At 69.6% G+C, this 23,047-nt stretch carries 26 protein-coding genes; 13 read left to right on the top strand and 13 right to left on the bottom strand.

Annotated elements, in window-relative coordinates:
• Positions 1–253 precede the first annotated feature (253 nt).
• Positions 254–1,441, top strand: coding sequence for a methionine adenosyltransferase (metK, locus tag ACSHSS_RS00745; protein ID WP_006407179.1), 1,188 nt, complete (start codon positions 254–256; stop codon positions 1,439–1,441).
• 95 nt (positions 1,442–1,536) lie between these two features.
• Here metK and ACSHSS_RS00740 read toward each other — a convergent pair whose 3' ends face one another.
• Positions 1,537–1,878: a hypothetical protein gene (locus ACSHSS_RS00740; protein WP_006413290.1), complete on the bottom strand. Its 342-nt coding sequence runs from the start codon at positions 1,876–1,878 to the stop codon at positions 1,537–1,539.
• Between the two features lie 352 nt (positions 1,879–2,230).
• On the opposite strand from ACSHSS_RS00740, the gene ACSHSS_RS00735 reads away from it, so the two are divergent.
• The gene (locus tag ACSHSS_RS00735) at positions 2,231–3,004 is read left to right on the top strand and encodes a phytanoyl-CoA dioxygenase family protein (protein ID WP_006402980.1); all 774 of its coding nucleotides are present in this window, start codon (positions 2,231–2,233) and stop codon (positions 3,002–3,004) included.
• A 140-nt stretch (positions 3,005–3,144) separates the two neighbouring features.
• Here the strand turns inward: ACSHSS_RS00735 and ACSHSS_RS00730 are convergent, their stop codons facing one another.
• Positions 3,145–3,354 carry a DUF3185 family protein gene (locus ACSHSS_RS00730; protein ID WP_006402979.1) on the bottom strand — a complete coding sequence of 70 codons (210 nt, stop codon included), beginning with the start codon at positions 3,352–3,354 and terminating at the stop codon, positions 3,145–3,147.
• 177 nt (positions 3,355–3,531) lie between these two features.
• Between ACSHSS_RS00730 and mgrA the strand changes: the two genes are divergently transcribed.
• Positions 3,532–4,575, top strand: a complete 1,044-nt coding sequence (gene mgrA / locus ACSHSS_RS00725) for an L-glyceraldehyde 3-phosphate reductase (protein WP_006402978.1) — start codon at positions 3,532–3,534, stop codon at positions 4,573–4,575.
• Between the two features lie 87 nt (positions 4,576–4,662).
• On the opposite strand, the gene ACSHSS_RS00720 is transcribed toward mgrA, so the two are convergent.
• Together ACSHSS_RS00720 and ACSHSS_RS00715 are read right to left on the bottom strand one after the other, a co-directional pair.
• Entirely contained in the window at positions 4,663–4,848 is a 186-nt protein-coding gene (locus ACSHSS_RS00720) for a hypothetical protein (RefSeq protein WP_006402976.1), read from the bottom strand.
• Positions 4,849–5,141: 293 nt separating this feature from the next.
• Entirely contained in the window at positions 5,142–6,023 is an 882-nt protein-coding gene (locus ACSHSS_RS00715) for a DMT family transporter (protein WP_059784035.1), read from the bottom strand.
• Positions 6,024–6,315: 292 nt separating this feature from the next.
• Between ACSHSS_RS00715 and ACSHSS_RS00710 the strand changes: the two genes are divergently transcribed.
• The 3 genes from ACSHSS_RS00710 to ACSHSS_RS00700 all read left to right on the top strand — a co-directional run bounded on the left by ACSHSS_RS00710 (position 6,316) and on the right by ACSHSS_RS00700 (position 7,987).
• The gene (locus ACSHSS_RS00710; RefSeq protein WP_212160695.1) at positions 6,316–6,591 is read left to right on the top strand and encodes a hypothetical protein; all 276 of its coding nucleotides are present in this window, start codon (positions 6,316–6,318) and stop codon (positions 6,589–6,591) included.
• 102 nt (positions 6,592–6,693) lie between these two features.
• Positions 6,694–6,906, top strand: a complete 213-nt coding sequence (locus ACSHSS_RS00705; protein ID WP_006402972.1) for a hypothetical protein — start codon at positions 6,694–6,696, stop codon at positions 6,904–6,906.
• A 58-nt stretch (positions 6,907–6,964) separates the two neighbouring features.
• Complete coding sequence (locus ACSHSS_RS00700; protein WP_006413292.1) at positions 6,965–7,987, top strand: serine/threonine protein kinase; 1,023 nt, start codon at positions 6,965–6,967, stop codon at positions 7,985–7,987.
• A 144-nt stretch (positions 7,988–8,131) separates the two neighbouring features.
• Here the strand turns inward: ACSHSS_RS00700 and ACSHSS_RS00695 are convergent, their stop codons facing one another.
• Both ACSHSS_RS00695 and ACSHSS_RS00690 read right to left on the bottom strand, forming a co-directional pair.
• Entirely contained in the window at positions 8,132–9,574 is a 1,443-nt protein-coding gene (locus ACSHSS_RS00695) for a coniferyl aldehyde dehydrogenase (RefSeq protein WP_261512935.1), read from the bottom strand.
• The gene (locus tag ACSHSS_RS00690) at positions 9,571–9,984 is read right to left on the bottom strand and encodes a hypothetical protein (protein ID WP_261512937.1); all 414 of its coding nucleotides are present in this window, start codon (positions 9,982–9,984) and stop codon (positions 9,571–9,573) included. The genes ACSHSS_RS00695 and ACSHSS_RS00690 overlap by 4 nt, the downstream gene beginning before the upstream one ends.
• A gap of 216 nt (positions 9,985–10,200) precedes the next feature.
• Here ACSHSS_RS00690 and ACSHSS_RS00685 point away from each other — a divergent pair, with 216 nt between their 5' ends.
• Entirely contained in the window at positions 10,201–11,841 is a 1,641-nt protein-coding gene (locus ACSHSS_RS00685) for a GMC family oxidoreductase (RefSeq protein ID WP_048805551.1), read from the top strand.
• A gap of 24 nt (positions 11,842–11,865) precedes the next feature.
• Here ACSHSS_RS00685 and ACSHSS_RS00680 read toward each other — a convergent pair whose 3' ends face one another.
• Genes ACSHSS_RS00680 through fliF form a run of 6 tightly spaced genes read right to left on the bottom strand, consistent with a single transcriptional unit; the run spans position 11,866 to position 18,725 of the window.
• Positions 11,866–13,215, bottom strand: coding sequence for a flagellar hook-length control protein FliK (locus ACSHSS_RS00680; RefSeq protein ID WP_261512939.1), 1,350 nt, complete (start codon positions 13,213–13,215; stop codon positions 11,866–11,868).
• Positions 13,216–13,247: 32 nt separating this feature from the next.
• Positions 13,248–13,706: a flagellar export protein FliJ gene (fliJ, locus tag ACSHSS_RS00675; RefSeq protein ID WP_006415419.1), complete on the bottom strand. Its 459-nt coding sequence runs from the start codon at positions 13,704–13,706 to the stop codon at positions 13,248–13,250.
• Positions 13,707–13,747: 41 nt separating this feature from the next.
• A complete protein-coding gene (gene fliI, locus ACSHSS_RS00670) occupies positions 13,748–15,313 on the bottom strand; it encodes a flagellar protein export ATPase FliI (protein WP_253596531.1) in 1,566 nt (521 codons plus the stop codon).
• A complete protein-coding gene (fliH, locus tag ACSHSS_RS00665; protein WP_006402964.1) occupies positions 15,307–15,984 on the bottom strand; it encodes a flagellar assembly protein FliH in 678 nt (225 codons plus the stop codon). The genes fliI and fliH overlap by 7 nt, the downstream gene beginning before the upstream one ends.
• Positions 15,977–16,972: a flagellar motor switch protein FliG gene (gene fliG, locus ACSHSS_RS00660; protein WP_006402963.1), complete on the bottom strand. Its 996-nt coding sequence runs from the start codon at positions 16,970–16,972 to the stop codon at positions 15,977–15,979. The genes fliH and fliG overlap by 8 nt, the downstream gene beginning before the upstream one ends.
• Positions 16,962–18,725 (bottom strand): flagellar basal-body MS-ring/collar protein FliF, encoded by a 1,764-nt coding sequence (fliF, locus tag ACSHSS_RS00655; RefSeq protein ID WP_212160673.1) that lies wholly within the window; start codon positions 18,723–18,725, stop codon positions 16,962–16,964. Before fliF ends, fliG begins: the two co-directional genes overlap by 11 nt.
• Positions 18,726–18,973: 248 nt before the next feature.
• Between fliF and fliE the strand changes: the two genes are divergently transcribed.
• The 5 genes from fliE to ACSHSS_RS00630 all read left to right on the top strand — a co-directional run bounded on the left by fliE (position 18,974) and on the right by ACSHSS_RS00630 (position 22,036).
• Complete coding sequence (gene fliE / locus ACSHSS_RS00650) at positions 18,974–19,318, top strand: flagellar hook-basal body complex protein FliE (protein ID WP_012214333.1); 345 nt, start codon at positions 18,974–18,976, stop codon at positions 19,316–19,318.
• A gap of 203 nt (positions 19,319–19,521) precedes the next feature.
• The gene (fliS, locus tag ACSHSS_RS00645; protein WP_212160684.1) at positions 19,522–19,956 is read left to right on the top strand and encodes a flagellar export chaperone FliS; all 435 of its coding nucleotides are present in this window, start codon (positions 19,522–19,524) and stop codon (positions 19,954–19,956) included.
• Positions 19,953–20,285 (top strand): flagellar protein FliT, encoded by a 333-nt coding sequence (locus tag ACSHSS_RS00640; RefSeq protein ID WP_006407159.1) that lies wholly within the window; start codon positions 19,953–19,955, stop codon positions 20,283–20,285. Before fliS ends, ACSHSS_RS00640 begins: the two co-directional genes overlap by 4 nt.
• Before the next feature lie 78 nt (positions 20,286–20,363).
• Entirely contained in the window at positions 20,364–21,722 is a 1,359-nt protein-coding gene (gene fliK, locus ACSHSS_RS00635) for a flagellar hook-length control protein FliK (protein ID WP_261512941.1), read from the top strand.
• Complete coding sequence (locus ACSHSS_RS00630; RefSeq protein WP_006402715.1) at positions 21,719–22,036, top strand: EscU/YscU/HrcU family type III secretion system export apparatus switch protein; 318 nt, start codon at positions 21,719–21,721, stop codon at positions 22,034–22,036. The genes fliK and ACSHSS_RS00630 overlap by 4 nt, the downstream gene beginning before the upstream one ends.
• Before the next feature lie 85 nt (positions 22,037–22,121).
• Here the strand turns inward: ACSHSS_RS00630 and ACSHSS_RS00625 are convergent, their stop codons facing one another.
• Entirely contained in the window at positions 22,122–22,361 is a 240-nt protein-coding gene (locus ACSHSS_RS00625; RefSeq protein ID WP_212161329.1) for a hypothetical protein, read from the bottom strand.
• Here ACSHSS_RS00625 and ACSHSS_RS00620 point away from each other — a divergent pair.
• Positions 22,300–23,034 carry a PepSY-associated TM helix domain-containing protein gene (locus tag ACSHSS_RS00620; protein WP_212161278.1) on the top strand — a complete coding sequence of 245 codons (735 nt, stop codon included), beginning with the start codon at positions 22,300–22,302 and terminating at the stop codon, positions 23,032–23,034. The two genes, ACSHSS_RS00625 and ACSHSS_RS00620, sit on opposite strands and share 62 nt — an antisense overlap.
• Positions 23,035–23,047 lie beyond the last annotated feature (13 nt).

Here is a 23,047-nt window from a genome sequence, read left to right as displayed (position 1 = left end):
AGGGACCGGCGGGCCGGTTCGTTGCGAACAGGGGGGTAGGACAGCGGAAGATGCAGCACGGGCGGCGCTCTGTGACAATTCACGAAAGCCGCTATAATACGGGCTTCGCCGAGTTAACTGACAACTTGCGGGGCGAAGCCGGTTGGCGCGATGCGCGCTGCCCGGCACTGGTAATCCGCTAAAGCGTCGCCGCTTCAGGCCGAAAGAAGCTGGCTACGTGAAACCAACCGTAACCACACAGGAGCCTGAAAAAGTGGCAAACGATTATCTCTTCACGTCCGAATCCGTCTCCGAAGGTCATCCGGACAAGGTCGCCGACCAGATCTCGGACGCGATTCTCGACGCCATCCTCGAACAGGACAAATACTCCCGCGTTGCCGCCGAAACGCTGTGCAACACGGGTCTCGTCGTCCTGGCCGGCGAAATCACCACGACGGCCAACATCGACTACATCCAGATCGCGCGCGACACGATCAAGCGCATCGGCTACGACAACACCGACTACGGCATCGACTACAAGGGCTGCGCGGTGCTCGTCGCGTACGACAAGCAGTCGCCGGACATCGCGCAGGGCGTCGATCGCGCGCACGACGACAACCTCGATCAGGGCGCGGGCGACCAGGGCCTGATGTTCGGCTATGCGTGCGACGAAACGCCGGAACTGATGCCGCTGCCGATCTATCTGTCGCACCGCCTCGTCGAGCGCCAGGCGAGCCTGCGCCGCGACGGCCGCCTGCCCTGGCTGCGCCCGGACGCGAAGTCGCAGGTCACGATCCGCTATGTCGACGGCAAGCCCGATTCGATCGACACCGTCGTGCTGTCCACGCAGCACGCGCCGGACATCGAGCTGCCGGCGCTGCGCGAAGCCGTGATCGAGGAAATCATCAAGCCGACGCTGCCGGCCGACCTGATCAAGGGCGACATCAAGTTCCTCGTGAACCCGACCGGCCGGTTCGTGATCGGCGGCCCGCAGGGCGACTGCGGTCTGACGGGCCGCAAGATCATCGTCGACACCTACGGCGGCGCGGCTCCGCACGGCGGCGGCGCGTTCTCGGGCAAGGATCCGTCGAAGGTCGACCGTTCGGCTGCGTATGCGGGCCGTTACGTCGCGAAGAACATCGTCGCCGCGGGCCTCGCGTCGCGCGCGCTGATCCAGGTGTCGTACGCGATCGGCGTGGCCGAGCCGACCTCGGTGATGGTCAACACGTTCGGCACGGGCCGCGTGTCGGATGCGGTGATCACGAAGCTCGTGCGCGAGCATTTCGACCTGCGTCCGAAGGGCATCATCAAGATGCTCGATCTGCTGCGCCCGATCTACGAGAAGACGGCCGCTTACGGCCACTTCGGCCGCGAAGAGCCGGAATTCTCGTGGGAAGCGACCGACAAGGCGCTCGCGCTGGCCGAAGCGGCCGGCGTGGAGCCGACGGCGCGCGTCGCGTAAGCGCGGTTCGCCCCAAAACGAAAAACCCCGGCATGCCGGGGTTTTTTCTTGTGCGTCGCCCGTGCACGGGCGCGGATGCGGCGATGCCGCTCGGTTCAGCGGCCGCCGAACCCGAACCAGCCGTTGCTCGCCGCGAGGCGGCGCGGCCGGTTGACGCGGCGCTGCGGCGCCTGCGCGCGGCGCAGCGCGAGCGCGCGCAGCGACGACGGCTTTTGCAGCAGCGAACGCAGGCCCGCGCGGCGCGCGAGCGCCTGCGCGCTCATCAGCGACAAAAAGGCGTGAAACCACGCGCGGATGCCGTCGAGCCGGCTGAGCGCGTGCGTACGCTCCGCCAGCGCGCGCACGCGCGTCCGGTGATGGCGCAGCGGGCGGGCGGGAGCGGACGGTACGACGCGCTTGGCAGCGCGGCTGAGACGGGAAGTCAGACGGAATGGCATGTGAACGATGCTTCGCTTGAATGGTGGCGCCCTTGAAGAGCGCACTGGTATGAACGGCCTCGGATGGCGCAACGCATCTTACCGAAAGTCGTTGCGCGCCGCGCCCGCCAGAATTGACAGGCCGCGACAGGCTACAGCGGTTTCATGACGGGCAAAAGTCGCGATAAACCCTTGTGCCGTCTGGCACGCGCCGAATTGCGCCTGTCGCTGAGGCCGCTGCGGCGCCGAACAGTTCCGTTGATCGCGATCAAATTGCCGATTGGCATGCCCCTGCGCACGACAATGGTGCTGTTCGCCCGATCGGACGCCGATTTACAATCGTCACATTCACACAATAATCGCGTGGCATCCCATGTCGTCTCCCTTGCAGTCGGAATCGATCCGCGAGCAGGTCGCGGAATTGCGCGAACGCGGCTTCGTCGTCGCGCGCGGCCTCGTCGGCGAGCAGCAGTGCGCGACGCTCAAGCGCATCGCGCAGCAGCAGCTCGAAGAGGCCGCGGCGCCGATCGAGTTCGAAGCGGATCTGCGCTATCCGGGCGCGCCCGAGTCCAAGCATGCGCCGGGCGGGCACACGGTGCGGCGGCTGCTCGACGCGTACGGCCGCGATCCGGCGTTCGCCGAGCGCGCGATCGCGCCCGAGATCGGCGCATGGATGCGCGAGTACTTCGGCGAACAGCCGGTGCTGTCGCGCGCGCATCACAACTGCATGATGACGAAGCATCCCGCGTACGGCAGCCTGACCGGCTGGCATCGCGACTTTCGCTACTGGGCGTTCGAGCGCGCGGACATGGTGTCGGTGTGGCTCGCGCTCGGCCCCGAGACGAACGAGAACGGCGCGTTGTGGCTCGTGCCGGGCTCGCATACGGCCGAATTCGGGCCCGATGCATTCGACGACGCGAAGTTCTTCCGCAGCGATCTGCCCGCGAACCGCGCGATGATCGACGCGGCGACGTGTCCGTCGCTGAACACCGGCGACGTCGTGTTCTTCCATTGCAACACGCTGCATTCGGCCGGGCAGAACCGCTCCGACGACGTGAAGTTCTCGCTCGTCTACACGTATCACGGGATCAGCAACCGGCCGATCCCCGGCACGCGTTCGGCATCGAAGCCGGAAGTGCAGTTCTAGGCGCGCTGCATGGGCGCGAGGCGCAGCGAGCGACGGCCGCTGCGCTTGACCGAAACGACGGGCGGCCTGGCCGCCCGTTGCGCTGTGTGCGGGCCGGTGGATGCGACGCGCTTGCGCGCCCACCGAACCGGCGCGCTCGATCAGCGCTTGTTGCTGCCCGGCATCGCGAGGCCGATCAGGCCGACCAGCAGCGCGACGGCGCCGCCCGCGATCAGCAGGATCGTCTTCGTCGCCGGCGAGCCGGTGAAGAAGCGCGACAGGTTGTCGTTGAGCGAATGAAACGACTGCCCGCCGAAATACAGCAGCACGATGCCGCCGACGAGCAGCGCAACCGAGATGACCCGGGACATACCAACCTCGCAGAAACGGTGATTCGAGACGCCGCAGTGTAGGGGACGACCGCTGCTGCGTCCATCGCCGTGCGCGCCTGCGCGACGTTCGCTACCATTACCGGCGTGCTTCTTCGCCGCCCGCGCGCATGCGCGGCCGGCGCGTTTCCTCCTCCGATGTCCTCACGGGAAAAATCCATGGCCTACGAAGCAGCTTCCGAACGTTATGCCGACATGCAATACCGCACCTGCGGCAAATCCGGGCTCAAACTGCCCGCGCTGTCGCTCGGTTTGTGGCACAACTTCGGCGATTCGACGCCGATCGCGACGCAGCGCGAGATCCTGCGCACCGCGTTCGATCTCGGCATCACGCATTTCGATCTCGCGAACAACTACGGGCCGCCGTACGGCAGCGCGGAAATCAACTTCGGCCGGCTGCTGAAGGAGGACTTCCGTCCGTACCGCGACGAGCTGCTGATTTCGACGAAGGCGGGCTGGGACATGTGGCCGGGCCCGTACGGCAGCGGCGGCGGCTCGCGCAAATACGTGCTCGCGAGCCTCGATCAGAGCCTGCAGCGCATGGGGCTCGATTACGTCGACATCTTCTATTCGCATCGCTTCGATGCGCATACGCCGCTCGAAGAGACGGCCGGCGCGCTCGCAGCGGCGGTGCAGCAGGGCAAGGCGCTGTATATCGGCATCTCGTCGTACTCGGCGACGAAAACGCGCGAGATGGCCGAGTTGCTCGCGCAGTACAAGGTGCCGCTGCTGATCCATCAGCCGTCGTACAACATGCTGAACCGCTGGATCGAACGCGAGCTGCTCGACACGCTCGACGAGATCGGCACGGGCAGCATCGCATTCACGCCGCTCGCGCAAGGGCTGCTGACGTCGAAATACCTCGGCGGCGTGCCGGCCGATGCGCGCGTGAACAAGCCGGGCGGCGGCTCGCTGAAGGAGGAGCATCTGAGCGCGGCCAACCTCGAGCACGTGCGCAAGCTGAACGAGATCGCGCAACGGCGCGGACAGAGCCTCGCGCAGATGGCGCTCGCCTGGGTGCTGCGCGGCGGCCGCGTGACGTCCGCGCTGATCGGCGCGAGCCGCGCGGAGCAGGTGCGCGAAAACGTCGGCGCGCTGAAGAACCTCGAGTTCTCGGCCGAGGAGCTCGCCGAAATCGATCGCTACGCGACCGAAGGCGGGATCAATCTGTGGGAAAAGCCGTCGACCGATCAGGCGATCTGAGCGGCAAGCGAAGCGGCGTGCGCGCGTTCGCGCGCGCCGCAGCAGCGCGGCACGACGAGCGCATCGGCGGCGCGCCGGCGCGTGCGGCTAGATCAGCGCCGGTAGCCCTTCGACGAGCAGCACCGCCACGCCGACGCCGAGAATCACGCCCAGCGCGCGCAGCAGGTTATGGCGGAACTGCGTCGCACACGGCACTGCGCCGAGAAATAGCGCGCCGGCGAGCGCCATCGGGATCAGAAGGATGAAGTCGCCGATCGTGAAATAGGTCGTCATGCGTGTCTCCTACGTGTGCCGAAGCCGCATGCGGGCTCCGGCGCCATGCCGGGCATGTCTCGTGTCATGCGTCCCGATCGTGAGCGGGACGTCGTTTCGAGTATAGGCAACGCGGCGGCGTTTTTCGCTATCCGAACCATTAAAAAGTCTGCGGAAAACCCGGAAAACCGCGCATTTTTTCGCGTATTCGACGAATGCCTTGCATCAGTCTTTCATATTGATTGCGGTTTTCCGGCGAAACGCCGCATCGTCGGCGAGGCGGCCGCCACACCGGCGGTGCGGCGGCCGCTCGCTCATGCGCGGCCGGACTGCACGCGCGCAGCCGGCGTGCGGAACACCAGCGCGAGGCCGGCGACGATCGCCGCCATGCCGACGAGCGCGAGCGGCGCAGGGCGATTGCCGAGCCACATTGCGTCCATCAGCGTGGTGACGATCGGCACGAGGTAGAACAGGCTCGTCACGTTCACGAGATCACCGCGCTGCATCAAGCGGTAGAACAGCAGCTGCGCGACGACCGAGATCACGATGCCGAGCCACAGCAGCGGGACGACGAACGCCCAGCTCACCTCGAACGCGATCGGCCGGAACGGCAGGACCACCGCGCACAGCACGAGCCCGATCGCGTTCTGCAGCGGCAGCACGTCCGCGGGCGCGGCGCGCACGCGCTTTTGCAGCAGCGAGCCGACCGTCAGCGCGCCGAGCGCCAGCAGCGCACATGCGATGCCGGACATCGGCAGCCGCGCATCGCCGACGCCGCGGCAGACGACGAGCGCCAGTCCCGCGAGCGCCAGCGCGAGCCCGGCGACGCGCATCGGTTGCCAGCGCCGCTCGACGAAAGCGAGCGTCAGGATCGGCTGTACGCCGAGGATCGTCGCGAGCACGCCGGGCGCGATGCCGCGTTCGAGCGCGAGCAGATAGAAGATCGAGTAGCCGCCCATCATCAGCACGCCGGTCAGCACCGTCATGCGCCGTTCGCCGCGCGGCGGCAGCCAGCGTCCGCGCAGGCGCGCGAGCACGAGCAGCACGAGCGAGGCGAGCGCGAAGCGCGCGGCGAGAAACACGAAGGCGGAGGCATGACGCAAGCCGAGTTCGGCGAAGATCGCGCCGCTGCTCCAAAGCAGCACGAACAGCGACGTCGCCCCATGCGCGCGAAGCGCGGGTTTGAACGAAACCATAGGAATTCACCTGTCTGAACGAATCGGAACGTTCCATGCGCACGCGTCACGACGCGCGTGCGTCAAGGCGCACGAACGTCGACAGGCGGGCGAATGGAAGACGAAGCGAAAGGCCGGCCGATCAGCCGGCGAGTGCCGGCGGAGGCGGCGCGGCGCCGACGAGCGGCGGTGCGACAGGCGGAGGAAGAATCGACGGATGCGTGCACGCCCGCGGCCGCGCGTCGGGCAGCGGCCGGCATCTCGCAAAGGCGGACGTGAGCGAATGCATCGTGTCGAAGGCAGTGGAATGCGAATGAACGTCAAAGGTACCGCATTGCGTGCATGCCGGCAACGGATGCGTCGCGTGCCGCCGCTCGACATGCGTGCCTGCTGCGCGCGCCTGCATGTTCGCCTGCATGCGCGCCGGATGCGCTTGCGCGGAATCGGCGGCGGCCGACATTCGACAGGGTATGATGGGGGCATCCGCGCGAGCAAGCGCCCGTGCGGCGCAGTGGTTGATTGGAGACATTCGACGAAATCGCGGCGCTTTGCCCGCTTCTTCTTCTTTTCGCGCTTCGATAAACCGTGAACAATGGGATCGCGCGCAACGCTCCGGCGAGAGCGGCGCCGATCGCGCGTTTGCCGGCCTTCCACAAGGCCGCGTTTCAAGTTTCAAGAGTGGGGAACCATCATGCATGTCGGGTCGATTGTTTGCACTACCCATATCGCGGTGCCGAAGGGCGCGCGCGGGATCGTCCAGCGCATTCTGGGCGACATGGCCATGGTGACCTGGTACGCGGGCGTGCCGGGCGAGTCCAAGGAACTCAACACCGAGCCGTTCTTTCTCGAGGATCTGATCGACACCGGCGAATCCGTGCTGCCGGCCGGCGCGGCGATCCACTGAACGCGCGCGCCGTGCCGAACGCTCGTCTTTCGGCGCGGCGCGCGGCACAATGCGGGGGATGAACGACGTCACCTCCGCCCCCGCTTCTCCCGACGGCCCGCCGTTTGCCGGTCTCACGCCCGAGTGCGTGCTCGATGCGCTCGACAGCGTGCTGATGCCGGCCGGTCTGCGGACCGACGGGCGCCTCCTTGCGCTGAACAGCTACGAAAACCGCGTCTATCAGGTCGGCGTCGAAGACGGCCCGCCCGTCGTCGCGAAGTTTTACCGTCCGGCGCGCTGGTCTGACGAAGCGATCCTCGAGGAACACGCATTCGTCGCCGAACTCGCCGCGCGCGAGATTCCGGCCGTGCCGGCGCGCACCTTCGACGGCCGCACGCTGCATGCGTTCGGCGGCTTCCGCTTCTCGATCTTCGAGCGCCGCGGCGGCCGCGCGCCCGATCTCGATCGCAGCGATACGCTCGAATGGCTCGGCCGATTCATCGGCCGCATTCATGCGGTCGGTGCGACGCAACCGTACGTCGCGCGTCCGTCGCTCGACATCCGCACGTTCGGCTACGAGCCGCGCGACTATCTGCTCGCGCACGATTTCATTCCCGACGACGTACGCCCCGCGTACGAAACGGCCGTCGCGCTCGCGCTCGAAGGTGTCGAGGCGGCGTTCGAGCGCGCAGGCGAGATCCGCCTGCTGCGCACGCATGGCGACTGCCATCCGAGCAACGTGCTGTGGACCGATGCGGGCCCGCATTTCGTCGACTTCGACGACAGCCGGATGGCGCCCGCGGTGCAGGATCTGTGGCTGTTGCTGCCCGGCGATCGCGCGGGCGCATCGCGCGCGCTCGCGGACCTGCTCGCCGGCTACGAGGATTTCTGCGAATTCGAGCCGCGCGAGCTGCATCTCGTCGAAGCGCTGCGCACGTTGCGGCTGATCCACTACGCGGCGTGGCTCGCGCGACGCTGGGACGATCCCGCATTCCCGGCCGCGTTTCCGTGGTTCAACACGCATCGATACTGGGAAGCGCGCGTGCTCGAACTGCGCGAGCAGATCGGCGCGATGCAGGAAGGGCCGCTGTGGCCGGTGTGACGGCACGCGCGGCAACGGCGGCCACGTGTATCTGCCGATGATGGCCGCTCGCCGCGTGGCGTGTCTTGCGAATACAACGAGGACGGGCTGCGTCGCACGGTCGCTCTTGCCGCGACGCCAGCCCCTTCCGTATGTCGGTAGACCCTAGAACTTCAGCATCAGCTTGATCACCGCCGCGAAGCGCTTGCCGTACGGCGGCGCGATCAGTCCGCGCAGGTTGATCCGCGGCTGCATGACGACCGGCTTCATCTTCGAGAACGTGACGAAGCCGTCGTAGCCGTGATACGCGCCCATCCCGCTCGCGCCGACGCCGCCGAACGGCAGGCTGCCGCACGCGATGTGCATCAGCGTCTCGTTGACCGTCACGCCGCCGGAGATGGTCTCGTGCATCACGCGCTCGATCGTGCCGGCATCCTCGTCGAACAGATAAAGCGCGAGCGGACGCGGGCGCGCGTTCACGTACGCGATCGCTTCGTCGAGCCGCTCGTACGGCACGAGCGGCAGCAGCGGCCCGAAGATCTCCTCGTGCATCACCTGCGCCGACGCCGGCACGTGCGTGAGCGCACACGGCACGAAGCGGCGCGACGCCGGATCGGATGCCGCGTCGGACAGCGCGTGCAGCTGCGCGCCCGCCGCCTGCGCGTCGCTCGCGAGTTGCTGCAGCCGCGCGAAATGGCGGCCGGACACGATCGTCGTGTAGTCGCCGCTGTTCTGCAGATCGGGATAGAGCGTCGCGAAGCGGGCGCGTGCGCGCTCGATGAACGCGGCCTCCATGCCGCGCGGCAGCAGCACGTAGTCGGGCGCGATGCAGGTCTGCCCGGCGTTCAGCGTCTTGCCGGCGACGATCGCGTCGACGGCCGCATCGAAGCGCGCGTTCGGACCGATGATCGCCGGCGACTTGCCGCCGAGTTCGAGTGTCACGGGCGTGAGGTTGTCGGCCGCCGCGCGCATCACGTGGCGGCCCACTTGCGTCGAACCGGTAAACAACAGGTGATCGAACGGCAGCGCGCTGAACGCGGCGCCGACCTGCGCATCGCCGTTCACGACGGCGACGTCGTCGCGCGCGAACGTCGTCGCGATCAACTGCTCGAACAACGCCGCCGTGCGCGGCGTCAGTTCGGACATCTTGATCATCGCGCGATTGCCGGCCGCGAGCGCGCAGACGAGCGGGCCGGCCGCGAGCAGCACGGGGTAGTTCCACGGCGCGACGATGCCGACCACGCCGAGCGGCTGCGGGATCACCTTCGCGCGTGCGGGGCGCAGCCACTTGTTCATCGGCTTGCGCATCGGCTTCATCCAGCGTTTGCCGTGCCGCAGCGCATCGTCGATCTCTTCCTTCGCCATCCAGATTTCCGCGAGCAGCACTTCCTGCTTCGAACGATGGCCGAAGTCGGCGCTGATCGCATCGGCGAGCGCGTCCGCGTGGTCGATCAGCATCGTGCGCAGCGCGCGCAGATGCCGCGCGCGCGTCTCCCATGCCGGATACGGCGCACGCAGATAGGCCGCGCGCTGCTCGCGCAGCAGCGTATCGAGTGCGTCGATCGACGGCTGCGCTTGCGGCGCCAGTTCGGGCAGATCGTTCTTCATGTCGTCTCCTTCAGGATGTCGGGGCGCGTCGGGCGGCAGCGGGCGAGGCGGGACGGCAAGCGTCGCGCCCGCGCGACGGTGACGCAGCACGGAGTACGCCGCGCGCGGCATGCGTGCTCGGCATCGCGCAGCATTGAATGGCGGCGCACCTGCAACGAGCGATCACCGGGCGATGCACCGTTGCCGTGCGCGGCGACGCGCGCACGGGACACTGCGTGCGATCCGTCGAATCGTTGCGCGCGCAGACCGTCCAAACGGTCGGCGATGGCTATCGCCGTTCGATTCGCGCCGGGCGCGCGCGTCGTACCATGCGTGGCCGCGCACATGCGCGTTTGAAATGAAATGCGCAGGCCGCGCGGCGCGTCCCGGTCGTCGGGGCGGCATGCGGCCTGCAGAACCTGACGCTGCATCGTCTCTCTCCCGTTTCGCGACGGATCGGCTTCTGGCGGCCGGTGCATCGCGCGCAGTCAATCGGCACATCTTAAATTTAGTCCACGCGCACGTTTAGAGGAATCGCTCTTGAATCGTCGCGCCGCGCAGCGGACGGCCGTTCCTACAATGCCCGAACATTACAAGCGGGACCCGGGCCGCGCCGGGCGCCCCGCATGACACGAAGGAGACGTGACATGCAATACGACTACATCATCGTCGGCGGCGGCTCGGGCGGTTCGAGCGTCGCCGCGCGCCTCGCCGACGCGTGCCCGGACGCGACGATCGCACTCATCGAAGCCGGCCCGCACACCGAGCGCAATCTGCTCGTCAACATGCCGGTCGGCATCGCGGCGCTCGTGCCGTTCAAGCTGCGCACGAACTACGGTTACGAGACCGTGCCGCAGCCGGGCTTGGGCGGGCGCCGCGGCTATCAGCCGCGCGGCCGTGGCATGGGCGGCTCGAGCGCGATCAACGCGATGATCTATACGCGCGGCCATCCGAGCGACTACGACGAATGGGCGCAGCTCGGCGCGACCGGCTGGGGCTGGCAGGACGTGCTGCCGTATTTCCGCCGCGCGGAAGGCAACCAGCGCGGCGCCGACGCATGGCATGGCGCCGACGGTCCGCTGACGGTATCGGATCTGCGCTTTCGCAATCCGTTCTCCGAACGATTCATCGAAGCCGCGCATGCAGCCGGCTATCCGCTCAACGACGACTTCAACGGCGCGACGCAGGAAGGCGTCGGCTTCTATCAGGTCACGCATCGCGACGGGTCGCGCTGCAGCGTCGCACGCGCGTACATCTACGGCCGCAACCGGCCGAACCTGCACGTGATCACCGATGCGACCGTGCTGCGCGTCGGCTTCGACGGCAAGCGTGCGGTCGGCGTCGCGGTGTCGCGCAACGGGCGCATCGAGACGCTCGGCGCGCGCGCGGAAGTGATCCTGTCGGCGGGCGCGTTCAACTCGCCGCAACTGCTGATGTGCTCGGGCATCGGGCCCGCCGCGCAGCTGCGCCGGCACGGGATCGCGGTCGTGCACGATGCGCCGGACGTCGGCGAAAACCTGATCGACCACATCGACTTCATCATCAACACGCGCGTGAATTCGTCGGAGCTGGTCGGCATCTGCCTGCGCGGGATCGCGAAGATGACGCCCGCGCTCGCTCGCTATTTCTCGAGCCGCACGGGAATGATGACGAGCAACGTCGCGGAAGCGGGCGGCTTCATCAAGAGCGATCCGTCGCTCGATCGGCCGGACCTGCAGCTGCATTTCTGCACGGCGCTCGTCGACGATCACAATCGCAGGATGCACTGGGGATTCGGCTATTCGCTGCACGTGTGTGCGCTGCGTCCGTACAGCCGCGGCACGGTCGCGCTTGCGAGCGGCGACGCGCGCGACGCGCCGCTGATCGATCCGCGCTTTTTCAGCGATTCGCGCGATCTCGACCTGCTCGTGCGCGGCGCGCAGGCGATGCGCCGCATCCTGTCGCAGCCGCCGCTCGCCTCGCACGGCGGTCGCGAGCTGTACACGCATCCGGATCAGAGCGAAGCCGAGCTGCGCGAAGCGATCGTCGCGCATGCGGACACGATCTATCACCCGGTCGGCACCTGCCGGATGGGCTCGGATGCGCGCGCGGTCGTCGATCCGCAATTGCGCGTGCGCGGCGTCGAAGGGTTGCGCGTCGTCGATGCATCGGTGATGCCGACGCTGATCGGCGGCAACACGAACGCGCCGTCGGTGATGATCGGCGAACGCGCGGCGGACTTCATCGTTGCCGCGCGCAAGGGCGGTGTGCCGCGCGATCAGCCCGCGGCCACCGTGCACGGCCGCTGAGCACCGTGCGGCGCGGCGCGATGTTCAGGCGAACGTATCGACGAGGCCCGCGCGCTGCACGACGGCGGCGCTCGTTGCGGCCGTCGCGGATGCCGCGGCGTCGACCGGTGCATCGGCGCCTGACGACCCGCCGCCCGCGCGCTGCGACGGCCGGCCGCCGGCGAACTGCTGTTGCGGCTGCTGCTGCGATGCGAAGCCGCCGTCGCTGACGGTCGCGCTGCCGAGCCCGAGCCCGCCCGCTTCCATCGCGTCGCGCAGCTTCGGCAGCGCGGCTTCGACCGCGTCGCGCACCTGCGCATGCTGCGATACGAACAGCGCATGCGCGTGGTTGTCCGCGACGCGCAGCACGACCTGCAGCGGCCCGAGATCCGGCGGGTTCAGCGTCAGCTCGGCGCTCTGCTGGTGCGCATTCGACAGGAACACGACCTTCTGGCTCAACGCGTCCGTCCAGTCGGCGGTGCCGACCGGCGGCGCGAGCACGTGCGCGTTCGCCGCGGCGATCGCGGCCGATGCGGGCGGCGTCGGCAGGTTCGCATGCGCGGCGGCGGTGGCGGCAGCCGCCGCGAGCGTTGCGGCGGCATTCGGTTCGGCTGCGTCGGTCGCGGCAGCGGCCGTCTGCGCGTCGGGCTGCGTCGCGGCTGCGCTCGGCTGTGCGGCCGATGCCGGCTGCGCGGCGGCTTGCGCTTGCGCCTGCGTTTGCATTTGCGCCTGCGGCGCCGCGCCCTTCGCATCGGCGAGCACATGGCCGAACGTCGGCGCCTTCGGGATCGACGGCGTCAGCGGCGCCGCGGCCGTTGCGGCGCTCGACGGCGCAGCCGCGCCCGACGCCGGCAGCGCGACGGCGCCGGCACCGCCGGTCAGTTTGTCGAGCGCCGCATGCAGCGCGTCGCGCGTTGTCGCGGGGGCGGCCGCCGACGTGGCGTCCGGCGCGGTGCCGGCGGTCGTCGAAGCGGTCGTCGCGAGCGTCGGCTGGCCGTCCGCTGCGGCGGACTGCGCGGACGCGTCGGCGGCCGACGCGCCGTCCGCGTGCGCCTGCAGCTGGGCCTGGACGGCCGCGGCCGCCGCGAGTGCGGCCGCATCGGGATTCGCCGCGGTCGACGCGTGCGCCTGGTCCGGCGACGCGTCGTCGTCGTCCGCTTTGGCCGCGACCGGCTTCGCGTCGGCCGATTTCGGCGGTGCGGTGTCGGCGGTCGCGGTACGGTCGGCGTCGTGCCGCGTATCGACGCGTTGCTGCAGCGTCTGCGCGAACGGCGCCGTGGCGGGCGTCGCGGCATCGCGGTCGCCGCTCGCGGCGGACGACGCGCTGCGGCCCGCGGCTTTCAGCGCGGCGCCGACGGTATCGATCAGGGCGCCGGTCAGGGACGGGGAAGGCATGGCGATTCTCTCGTTCGAAGGCGGTGGGCGGGTTACGACGTCCGGGCCGCGTCGGCCCGCATGCGCAGGATCTTCGCCGCGTGCTCGTCGGCTTCGCGCTGCTCGCGCTTCGCCGCGCGCTGCGCTTCCTGCGCGACGCCGCGCGCCTGCAGGATCTCGTACGAGCCGACGGTGCGCTTCTTCTGCTGCCAGTTCGGCCGCGCCTCGTCGATCCGCAGTTCGGCGGCGGCGAGCACGCTGCGCTGCTGCGCGATCGCCGCATCGAGCGTGTCGATGAACGCCTGGAAGTTGCGCCAGTTGCCGGCCGGCATCCCGTGCTGCGCCGACTGCGCGAAGCGCGCGTGATATTCGTCGCGATAGCGCAGCAGCGCGTCGAGCTGTTCGGCCGCGGCCGTGCGGTCGCGCTGCGCGGTGCCGAGCTGCTTCGCGGCGTCGTCGAGGTCTTCCTGCGCGCGATCGAGCAGCAGTTGAAGCGGGAAACCGTGTGCCATTTGCGTGAGCCTCCAGGGACCGGGTGGATCCGCGAACGGATTCAGGAATCGAACAACGCATCGAGCGCCGCGAGGCTCGACGCGAACGGTGCGCATTCGCGAAAGCCCTGCTGCAGGAACGCTTCGATGCGCGGATAGAGCGCGATCGCGCGGTCGAGCTGCGCGTCGCGGCCCGGTGCGTACGCGCCGACCGCGATCAGATCGCGGTTGCGCTGATAGCGCGACAGCATCTGCTTGAAATGGCGGACGCGGTCGAGATGCGTATCGTCGATCAGCGCGGTCATCGCGCGGCTGATCGACGCCTCGATGTCGATCGCCGGATAGTGACCGGCCTCGGCGAGCGCGCGCGACAGCACGATATGGCCGTCGAGGATCGCCCGCGCCGAATCGGCGATCGGATCCTGCTGGTCGTCGCCTTCGGTCAGCACCGTGTAGAACGCGGTGATCGAGCCGCCGCCTTCGGGCCCGTTGCCGGTGCGCTCGACGAGTGCCGGCAGCTTCGCGAACACCGAGGGCGGATAGCCCTTCGTCGCCGGCGGTTCGCCGATCGCGAGCGCGATCTCGCGCTGCGCCATCGCATAGCGCGTCAGCGAATCCATCAGCAGCAGCACGTGCTTGCCCTGGTCGCGGAAGTATTCGGCGAGCGACGTCGCATACGCGGCGCCCTGCATCCGCAGCAGCGGCGACACGTCGGCCGGCGCCGCGACGACGACCGAGCGCGCGAGCCCGTCCTCGCCGAGGATCTGTTCGATGAATTCCTTCACTTCGCGGCCGCGTTCGCCGATCAGGCCGATCACGATCACCTCGGCGCTCGTGTAGCGCGCCATCGTGCCGAGCAGCACCGACTTGCCGACGCCCGAGCCCGCGAACAGCCCCATGCGCTGCCCGCGGCCGACGGTGAGCAGCGCGTTGATCGCGCGGACGCCGACGTCGAGCACGTGATGAATCGGTTCGCGATCGAGCGGATTGATCGACGGCGCGGACAGCGGCGCGTCGACCTTCGACGCGAGCGGGCCGAGCCCGTCGAGCGGGCGCCCGGCCGCATCGACGACGCGACCCAGCATTTCCCAGCCGACCGGCAGCCGTTTCGCGCCGGCGAGCGGATCGGCGACGGGCGCCCGTTCGAGCGGCCACACGCGCGCGCCGGGCAGCACGCCCGCGACGTCGGTGGTCGGCATCAGGAACAGGCGCTCGCCGGAGAAGCCGACGACTTCCGCCTCCGCATAGGGCAGCGTGCTGCCCGGCGGCAATTCGATCGTGCATTCGGCGCCGACGGAGAGGCGCAGTCCGATCGCCTCGAGCACGAGCCCGGCCGCGCGCGTGAGGCGCCCGCACGGGCGCAGCGGCAGCGCGCGCTGGCTGCGCGCCGACAGCGCGTGCAGATGTTCGCGCCAGTGCGCGAGATGCGGATTGTGCGGCGCGCGCCGCGCGTCGGGCGCGGACGACGTACGCTGCGCCGCGCGGTCGGCGGCCGGTGCGGCGTGGGCATCGGCCGTGTCGTGCGTGTCGTCCAAGGCGTCCGGCCCGCGCGACGCGCGCGCGAGTTCACGCTCGAGCGGCGTCATCGCGCCCTGCGCGAGCGACTCGGGCGTATGCGGCGTCACCACGTGCTCACCTTGCCGATCGCGGCCGCGACGCGCTGCCAGCGCGTCGGCAGCGTCGCATCGACTTCGCCGGTCGCCGCGTGCGCGCGGCAGCCGCCGCGTTCGATCGACGCATCGGTGCGCACGCTCCAGCCGAGCGCATCGAGATCGTCCTGCAGATAGGCTTCGACGACCGGCAGATCGGCCGGGTTGACGGCCAGATGCGGCGCGCCGGACAGCGCGGGCTCGGCGGCCAGCACGTCGCGCACCGCCGCGACGAGCGCGGCCGGATCGTGCTTCACGTGCTGACGCACGACCTGCTGCGCGATCTCGAGCGCGAGCTGCGCGACGTCGGCCGCGAGATCGTGCTCGGCGCTCGCGAGCGCTTCGCGAAACGATGCGGCCAGCGCCGCGAGCTGCGCGGCTTGTTCGCGCGCTTCGGCCTGGCCGGCCTCGAATCCCTGCTGCCGGCCCTGCTCGAAGCCGGCCTGATAGCCGCGCGCCTGGCCTTCGACGTGGCCGGCCGCATGCCCTTCGGCGTGCGCGGCGTCGCGCACGCGCTGCAGTTCCTCGGCGAGCGCGGCGGCGGCCGCGGCCGCATCGTCGGGCGGCGGCGGGGGCGGCGGCGGATCGAACGACGCCATCTCCCACCGCTGGTACGCGGTGAGCGTGCGGGCGCTGGCCGGATCAGACATACGCGTCTTCCGCCTTGCCGCCGATCACGATCTGGCCGCTCTCGGCGAGGTTGCGCACGATCTGCAGGATGCGGCGCTGCTGCGTCTCGACTTCGGACACGCGCACCGGCCCGCGCGCGTCGAGATCCTCGGCGAGCAGTTCGGCCGCGCGCTGCGACATGTTCGCGAGGAACTTCTGGCGCAGCGGCGGCGGCGCGCCCTTGAGCGCAACGATCAGCGTCTCGGACTCGACTTCCTTCAGCACCATCTGGATCGCACGATCCTCGAGGTCGAGCAGGTTCTCGAACACGAACATCTGGTCGACGATCTTCTGCGCGAGGTCCGGGTCGTACTGGCGCACGCTTTCGAGCACGCCTTCCTCGTGCACGCTCGTCATGAAGTTCAGGATCTCGGCCGCCGTGCGGATGCCGCCCATCGGGCTGCGCTTCAGGTTGTCGCTGCCGGACAGCAGGCTCGTCAGCACGTCGTCGAGCTCGCGCAGCGCGGCCGGCTGAATGCCGTCGAGCGTGGCGATGCGCAGGATCACGTCGTTGCGCAGCCGCTCGGTGAAGCACGACGCGATCTCGGAGGCCTGATCGCGATCGAGATGGACGAGGATCGTCGCGATGATCTGCGGATGCTCGTTCTTGATCAGCTCGGCCACCGCGCCCGAGTCCATCCACTTGAGCCCTTCGATGCCGCTCGTGTCGCTGCCCTGCAGGATGCGGTCGATCAGCACGCCGGCCTTGTCCTCGCCGAGCGCCTTCGTCAGCACCGAGCGGATGTATTCGCTCGAATCGAGCGACAGCGCGGTGTGCTGCTCGGCTTCCTTCACGAACTCCTGCAGCACGTCCTCGACCTGCTCGCGCGTGACGTTCTTCAGCGCGGCCATCGCGGCGCCGATCTTCTGCACCTCGCGCGGCGCGAGGAAGCGGAATACCTGCGCGGCTTCTTCCTCGCCGATCGACATCAGCAGCAGCGCGCTTTTGGTCAAGCCTTCAGCGTTCATCGGACACCCAGTTCTTCACGACGGTCGCAACGATCTTCGGATCCTGGCGGGCGATCGTGCGCGCGTAGTCGAGGTTGCGTTCGTAGCGGTTCTTCTCGTTTTCGAAGGCGAGCAGCGCCGTATCGGACTCGTCTTCCGGCTCGGGGGCCGGCAGCCCGTCGAGCACGACCGGCTCGCCCGGCAGCGCGAGCGCCGGCGCCGGCGGCTCGGGCGGCGGGAACGCGCGGCGCATCGCCGGCCGCACGAACATGAAGTAGAGCGCCGCCGCGGCCGCCGCGATGCCGAGCCACTTCGCCGCTTCCTTCGCGAGCGCGATCATGTCGGGCTGGCGCCACCACGGCAGATCGGCGTTCGGATCGGTCGCGGTCGAGAACGCGCTGTTCATCACGTTCACCGAGTCGCCGCGCTTCGCGTCGTAGCCCATCGCGTCCTTCACGAGCTGCTCGATCTGCGCGAGCTTCGCGGGCGGCAGCGGCTGCATCGTCACGTGGCCCTTCGCGTCGGCGACCGGCTGATAGTTGACGACGACGGCGACCGACAGCCGCTTCACGGTGCCCATCGGCTGCTCGACGTGGCGGATCGTCTTGTCGAGCTCGTAGTTGGTCGTCTGGTCCTTGCGGTCGCTGACCGGCGTCGTCTGCGGCGCGTTTGCGCCGTTGCCGGCGACGATCGGCGCGGACGCCGGCTGCGGCGGCGTGTTCGACAGCGCGCCCGGCACGCCCGACGCGCCGCTTTGTGCGAGCTCGGTCGACGTGCTGGTCTGCTGGCTGCGGATCGCCGCCTGCTGCGGCGAACCGTTCGGGCCGTAGCTTTCGGACGTCTGTTCGAGCTTCGAGAAGTCGATGTCGGCGCTGACCTGCGAGCGCGCGTTGCCGGCGCCGAAGATCGGCGCGAGGATCGCGTCGATGCGCTTCTGCGTGTTGCGCTCGACCTGCTGCACGTATTTGAGCTGGCTCGCGTCGAGGCCGGTCGCCGACGCCGGCTGCGTGAGCAGGTTGCCGTCCTGGTCGACGATCGTTACGTTCTTCGCCGGCATGTCGGGCACGCCGGACGACACCATCCGCGTGATCGCCTGCACCTGGCCTTCGTCGAGCACGCGCCCCGGGTACAGATCGACGAACACCGACGCGCTCGGCGCCTCGCGATCGCGGACGAATACGGACGGCTTCGGAATCGCGAGATGCACGCGCGCGCCGCGCACGGCGTTGATCGACTCGATCGTGCGCTGCAGCTCGCCTTCGAGCGCGCGCTGGTAATTGACCTGTTCGGCGAACTGGCTGATCCCGAACTTCTGGTTGTCCATCAGCTCGAAGCCGACCGCGCCGCCCTTCGGCAGCCCGAGCGCCGCGAGCTTGAGCCGCGTTTCGTGCACCTGGGCCGCCGGCACGAGGATCGCGCCGCCGGCGTCGGCGAACTTGTAGGGCACGTTGGCCTGCTGCAGCGCGGCGATGATCGCGCCGCCGTCGCGGTCGGACAGGTTGCTGTACAGCACGCGATAGTCGGGCGCCCGGCTCCACAGCACGAGCGCCGTGACGACCGCGACCGCGAACGCGACGGCGATCAGGAACGGCAGCTTCGGATTGCCCTTCATCCGCGCGATGCCCGGAATGCGTTCCGCGAAGCCGCCGAGCCCGAAATCCGCGCCCGCGCCGCCCGCGCCCGGCAGCGCGGCGGCCGCGGCGGCGCCGGGCGCCGGGCTGGCGAGGCCCGCGCGGGCATCGGGATTGATCAGCGAATTGGCCTGCGAATCCATGCGTCGAGGTTCTCCGGAGCGGGACGACTGAGCCGCTCGGACGAGCGGGCGGACAATGACACGATGCGATTATCGGTATCCGCGCCCGGTCTCGATCGACCGAAAAGAGCCGGGTTTCCCCCGTACTTTCGCGGCTTTGCCGCACGGTGCGCTGCTATTCTTTTTCGCGATCCGGGATGGTGCGGCGATTGCGCACGCGCGGATCGCCCGGTGCGGCCGGGTCATTTCTTTCTATGTCTGGGGACAGCATGACTGCGAACGTCAGCGGAATCGGTTCGGTGTTGCAACAGATGCAGGCGATGGCCGCGCAGGCGTCGGGCGGCGTCGCGAGCCCGGCGGCCGCGCTCGCCGGCTCGGGCGCGGCGACGGCCGGCACGTTCGCGAGCGCGATGAAGGCCTCGCTCGACAAGATCAGCGGCGACCAGCAGCGCGCGCTCGGCGAAGCGCAGGCGTTCGAGGTCGGCGCGGCGAACGTGTCGCTGAACGACGTGATGGTCGACATGCAGAAGGCCAATATCGGTTTCCAGTTCGGGCTGCAGGTCCGCAACAAGCTCGTGAGCGCTTACAACGACATCATGCAGATGTCGGTGTGACGCGCGGGCCGCTGCCCCGCCTTCGTCGCCGGCCGCCGCGCCGGCCCGCGGCCGTGCCGCGGGGCCCGCTGCGCCGCGCACCGCTCGCCGCGCCGCGCACCTAAAGCTTTCCCGTTCCTTTCCGATAACTCAGGGAGAAAACCGCGCCGTGCGACGCACGGCAGCGGCTCCCGTCATAGCCAAGCATCAACAAGGAGAAGCGCATGTTTTCCCCAGGACACGCTGGAGCCAATGCCTACGCGCGTGTCGGCGTCGAGACCGGGGTGATGGGCGCCTCACCGCACCGGCTGATCGCGATGCTCTATCAGGGCGCGCGCCAGGCCGTCGCGCTCGCGCGCATGCATCTGCAGCAGGGCAACGTGCCGGCGCGCGGCGACGCGATCGGCAAGGCGATCCGCATCGTCGAAAGCGGCCTGCAGGCCGCGCTGAACCGCGAGGCGGGCGGCGAGATCGCCGCGCGCCTCGACGCGCTGTACGCGTATATCGGCCGGCGGCTGCTCGAAGCGAACGCGCAGGCGAGCGACGCGATGCTGGTCGAGATCGACGGACTGCTCGCGACGCTCGAGGAAGCATGGACCGGCATCGGCCCCGAAGTCGCGCGGATGGCCGCGCAGCAGACGGGCGATATGCCGAGATGAATCGCAAGGCCGACTACTTCGCACGCTACGAGGCGCTCGCGGCCGTATCGGGCCGGATGCTGCGCGCGGCGCGCGGCGCCGACTGGCATGCGCTGTCGGGGCTGCAGGACGAGTATCTGCGGCTCGTCGATGCGCTGAAGGAGGCCGAGCGGGACATCGCGCTCGACGAATCGGAACTGGGCCGCAAGCTCGCGCTGATCCGCCGGATCCTCGCGGACGACGCGGCGATCCGCGATCTCGCGAGCCCCGAAGTCGCGCGGCTGTCCGCGCTGTTCGAGACGCGGCGTTCGACCAAGGTATTGACCGAGCTCTACCGCACGCGCGGCTAGAGTCCGTATTCCGGGGCAGCGCGGCGGCCTCGTTCCCGGAGTGCGCAACGATGTGGCCGAGGTGAGCAGGCTCCGATCATGACCGGTATCGACTCCGTTGCGGCCGCGCTGCTCGCGAGCCGTCTCGATAGCCTGCTGACCGGCGGCGTAGCGTCGGCGGCCGCCGGCGGTGCGGCGGCGCAGGTCGGCACGCCGGGCGCCGGCGTCGCGCCGTCGTCCGAGGCGGGCGGCGCGCTGCCGCAGCCGCCGGCTGCCTCCACGCAGACCGCGCTGTCCGATGTCGCGCGCGTGCTCGACGCGATCGCGCGCACGGGCGGCGATGCCACGCCTGCCGTCGTGGGCCGCATGCCGCTCGTACCCGATCCGGCGGCGCTGTTCGCCGCGGCGGCGGATGGCGCCGCCGGGCAGTCCGGGCATGCGGCCGTTGCGTCCGCCTCGGGCGCCGCGAAGGCCTCTGCCGCCGAAGCCGCACCTCCATCGCTCGCCGGCGCATTGCGGGCGGCGCTCGCGCAGGCCGTCGGCGAAAGCGGCCTCTTCTACGAATCCCATCTCGCGCAGTGGTTCGCCGGCCAGCGGCCACTCGCGGCGCTGCTGCGCGAGCCGCAGGCGCGCATCGCGATCGCGCAGACGTCGGCCGATCCGGACGCCGCGCCGGACGACGATGCGCTCGATGCCTTGCTCACGCCGCGCCTGTCGCTGCCGTCCGCGCGTGCGGCGGTGCAGCCGGGCGCCGTTGCGTCGGGCGCCGCTGCGTCGGGCGGCGCGCGCCCGGCCGGGTCCGCGCCGGAACCGATGCCGGGCGCTCAGCCGCATCCGCCGCTCGCGCGCGCGGCGGCGGACGCCACCGATCCCCTGCACGAACTCGCCGACTGGCGCGCGTCGGTTGCGCGTCCGGCCGACGCCGCAGCGCCGTCCGACGCGGCGCCGCCGACGCCCGTGCATCCGGCGGCCGTGCCGATCGTCCGGCAGCAACTCGACACGCTCGCGACCGACCAGTTTCGTTGGACCGGCGAAGCGTGGCCGGGCGTGCGCGTCGACTGGACGATCGAGCCCGACGAGTCGGGCGGGCACGCGCCGCGCAGCGGCGACGACGCGGGCGACGGCATCGCGTGGCGCACGCGGCTCACGCTGACGCTGCCGACGCTCGGCACGGTCGACGCCGAACTCGTGCTGAACGGCGCGCAGCTCGTCGCGCGACTGCGCGCGAACCAGGCGGGCGCCGCGCGGCTCGCTCAGCACGAACCTGCGCTGCGGCGGCGGTTCGAGGGATCGGGGCTGCAGCTCGGCGGCCTGTCGATTCGCGCGGTCGACGAGCAGCCCGAGGCGTTCGACGTGTTTGCGGCGCAGGCGGCGGCCAGCGCCTATGCGCACGCGGCGGCCGGCGGCGCTATGGCGCCGGTACCGCCGGTGCCGCCCGACGACGGAGCCTTGCGATGACGACGCCGCACCGCAAGCGCGCGGCAGCGCTCGTCTACGATCCGAAGGGCGGCGATACGGCGCCGCGCGTCGTCGCGAAGGGCTATGGCGCGCTCGCGGAGATGATCGTCGCGCGCGCGAAGGAGGCCGGGCTCTACGTGCATACGGCGCCCGAGATGGTGTCGCTGCTGATGCAGGTCGATCTCGACGACCGGATCCCGCCGCAGCTCTATCAGGCCGTCGCGGACCTGCTCGCGTGGCTCTATGCGCTCGATCGCACGGATGCGCCGGCCGACGCGGCCGCGCCGCGCTTTCCGTTGCCGCCGCTGCGCTGAGTGCGCTGACCGCGCTCCGGCGGTCACGCGGTGCGCGAATAATACAAACGGCTTTCTGTCGCGATTCGTGCGCAACGGTCTGCCATCACCCCGCGATCGCACGCCTTCGTATCGCTTTTTTCCGATCGCACGGCGCCGCCGCCGGCTCGCCGCCGTTGAGGCGCATCTCGATTTGTGTAATGATAGCCATTCTCATTTCATGTTGAGCGGGCGGCGCGCGAACCGGCGCGCCGCCCGTCGTTTTGAAGAATGGAAGCTTTCGCGTGAACGCGCCCGAAACGATCGATCCGCTCCACGCGGACTTGCCCCGCGAGGGCGTTGCCATGCTGCATCCGTCCGCCCGTCCGCTGACCGATGCCGAGCTGGCGGCACGCCGTTCGCGGTCGCGCCGCGCGACCTTCATCAAGTGGCTGCGCAAGGTACACGGCTGGGTCGGGCTATGGGGCGCGGTACTCGGGCTGCTGTTCGGCGTGACGGGCGTGCTGCTCAATCATCGCGCGCCACCGCTGAAGATCGCGACGGGCGAGCCGCAGGTCGAGCAGTTGCAGCTCGCGCTGCCGGACCCGGCGCCGAAGACGCCGGCCGCGATGACGAAGTGGTTGCAGCGCGAACTGCATTTCGAAGGCCGTCCGGGGCGCGTGCGCAAGGAGCCCGCGCAGCCGGTCGCGTGGGGCGACCGGCACGTGATGCAGCCCGAGCATTGGCAGATGGGCCTGTTCGGGCCGCGGCAGAACCTGCAGGCCGAATACTGGGTCGGCAACGGCTACGTGTCGGTGAAGCGCACGGGCAACACGTTCCTGACGACGCTGAACAATCTGCATCGCGGCGTCGGGATGAGCATCGGCTGGGTGCTGCTGATGGATACGATCGCGGGCTCGCTGATCCTGCTGTCGCTGACCGGCGTGCTGCTCTGGACCGAGCTGAACAAGCGGCGCACCGTCGGCGTCGTGCTGGTCGCCGGCTCGGTGGCCGCGGCGCTCGCCGCCGGCCTCGCGTGATGGCACGGGCAGC

The organism is Burkholderia sp. BC1, from assembly GCF_052683555.1.
Note: the sequence above shows the minus strand (reverse complement) of the source record. Positions and strands in the feature narration are given on the sequence as shown.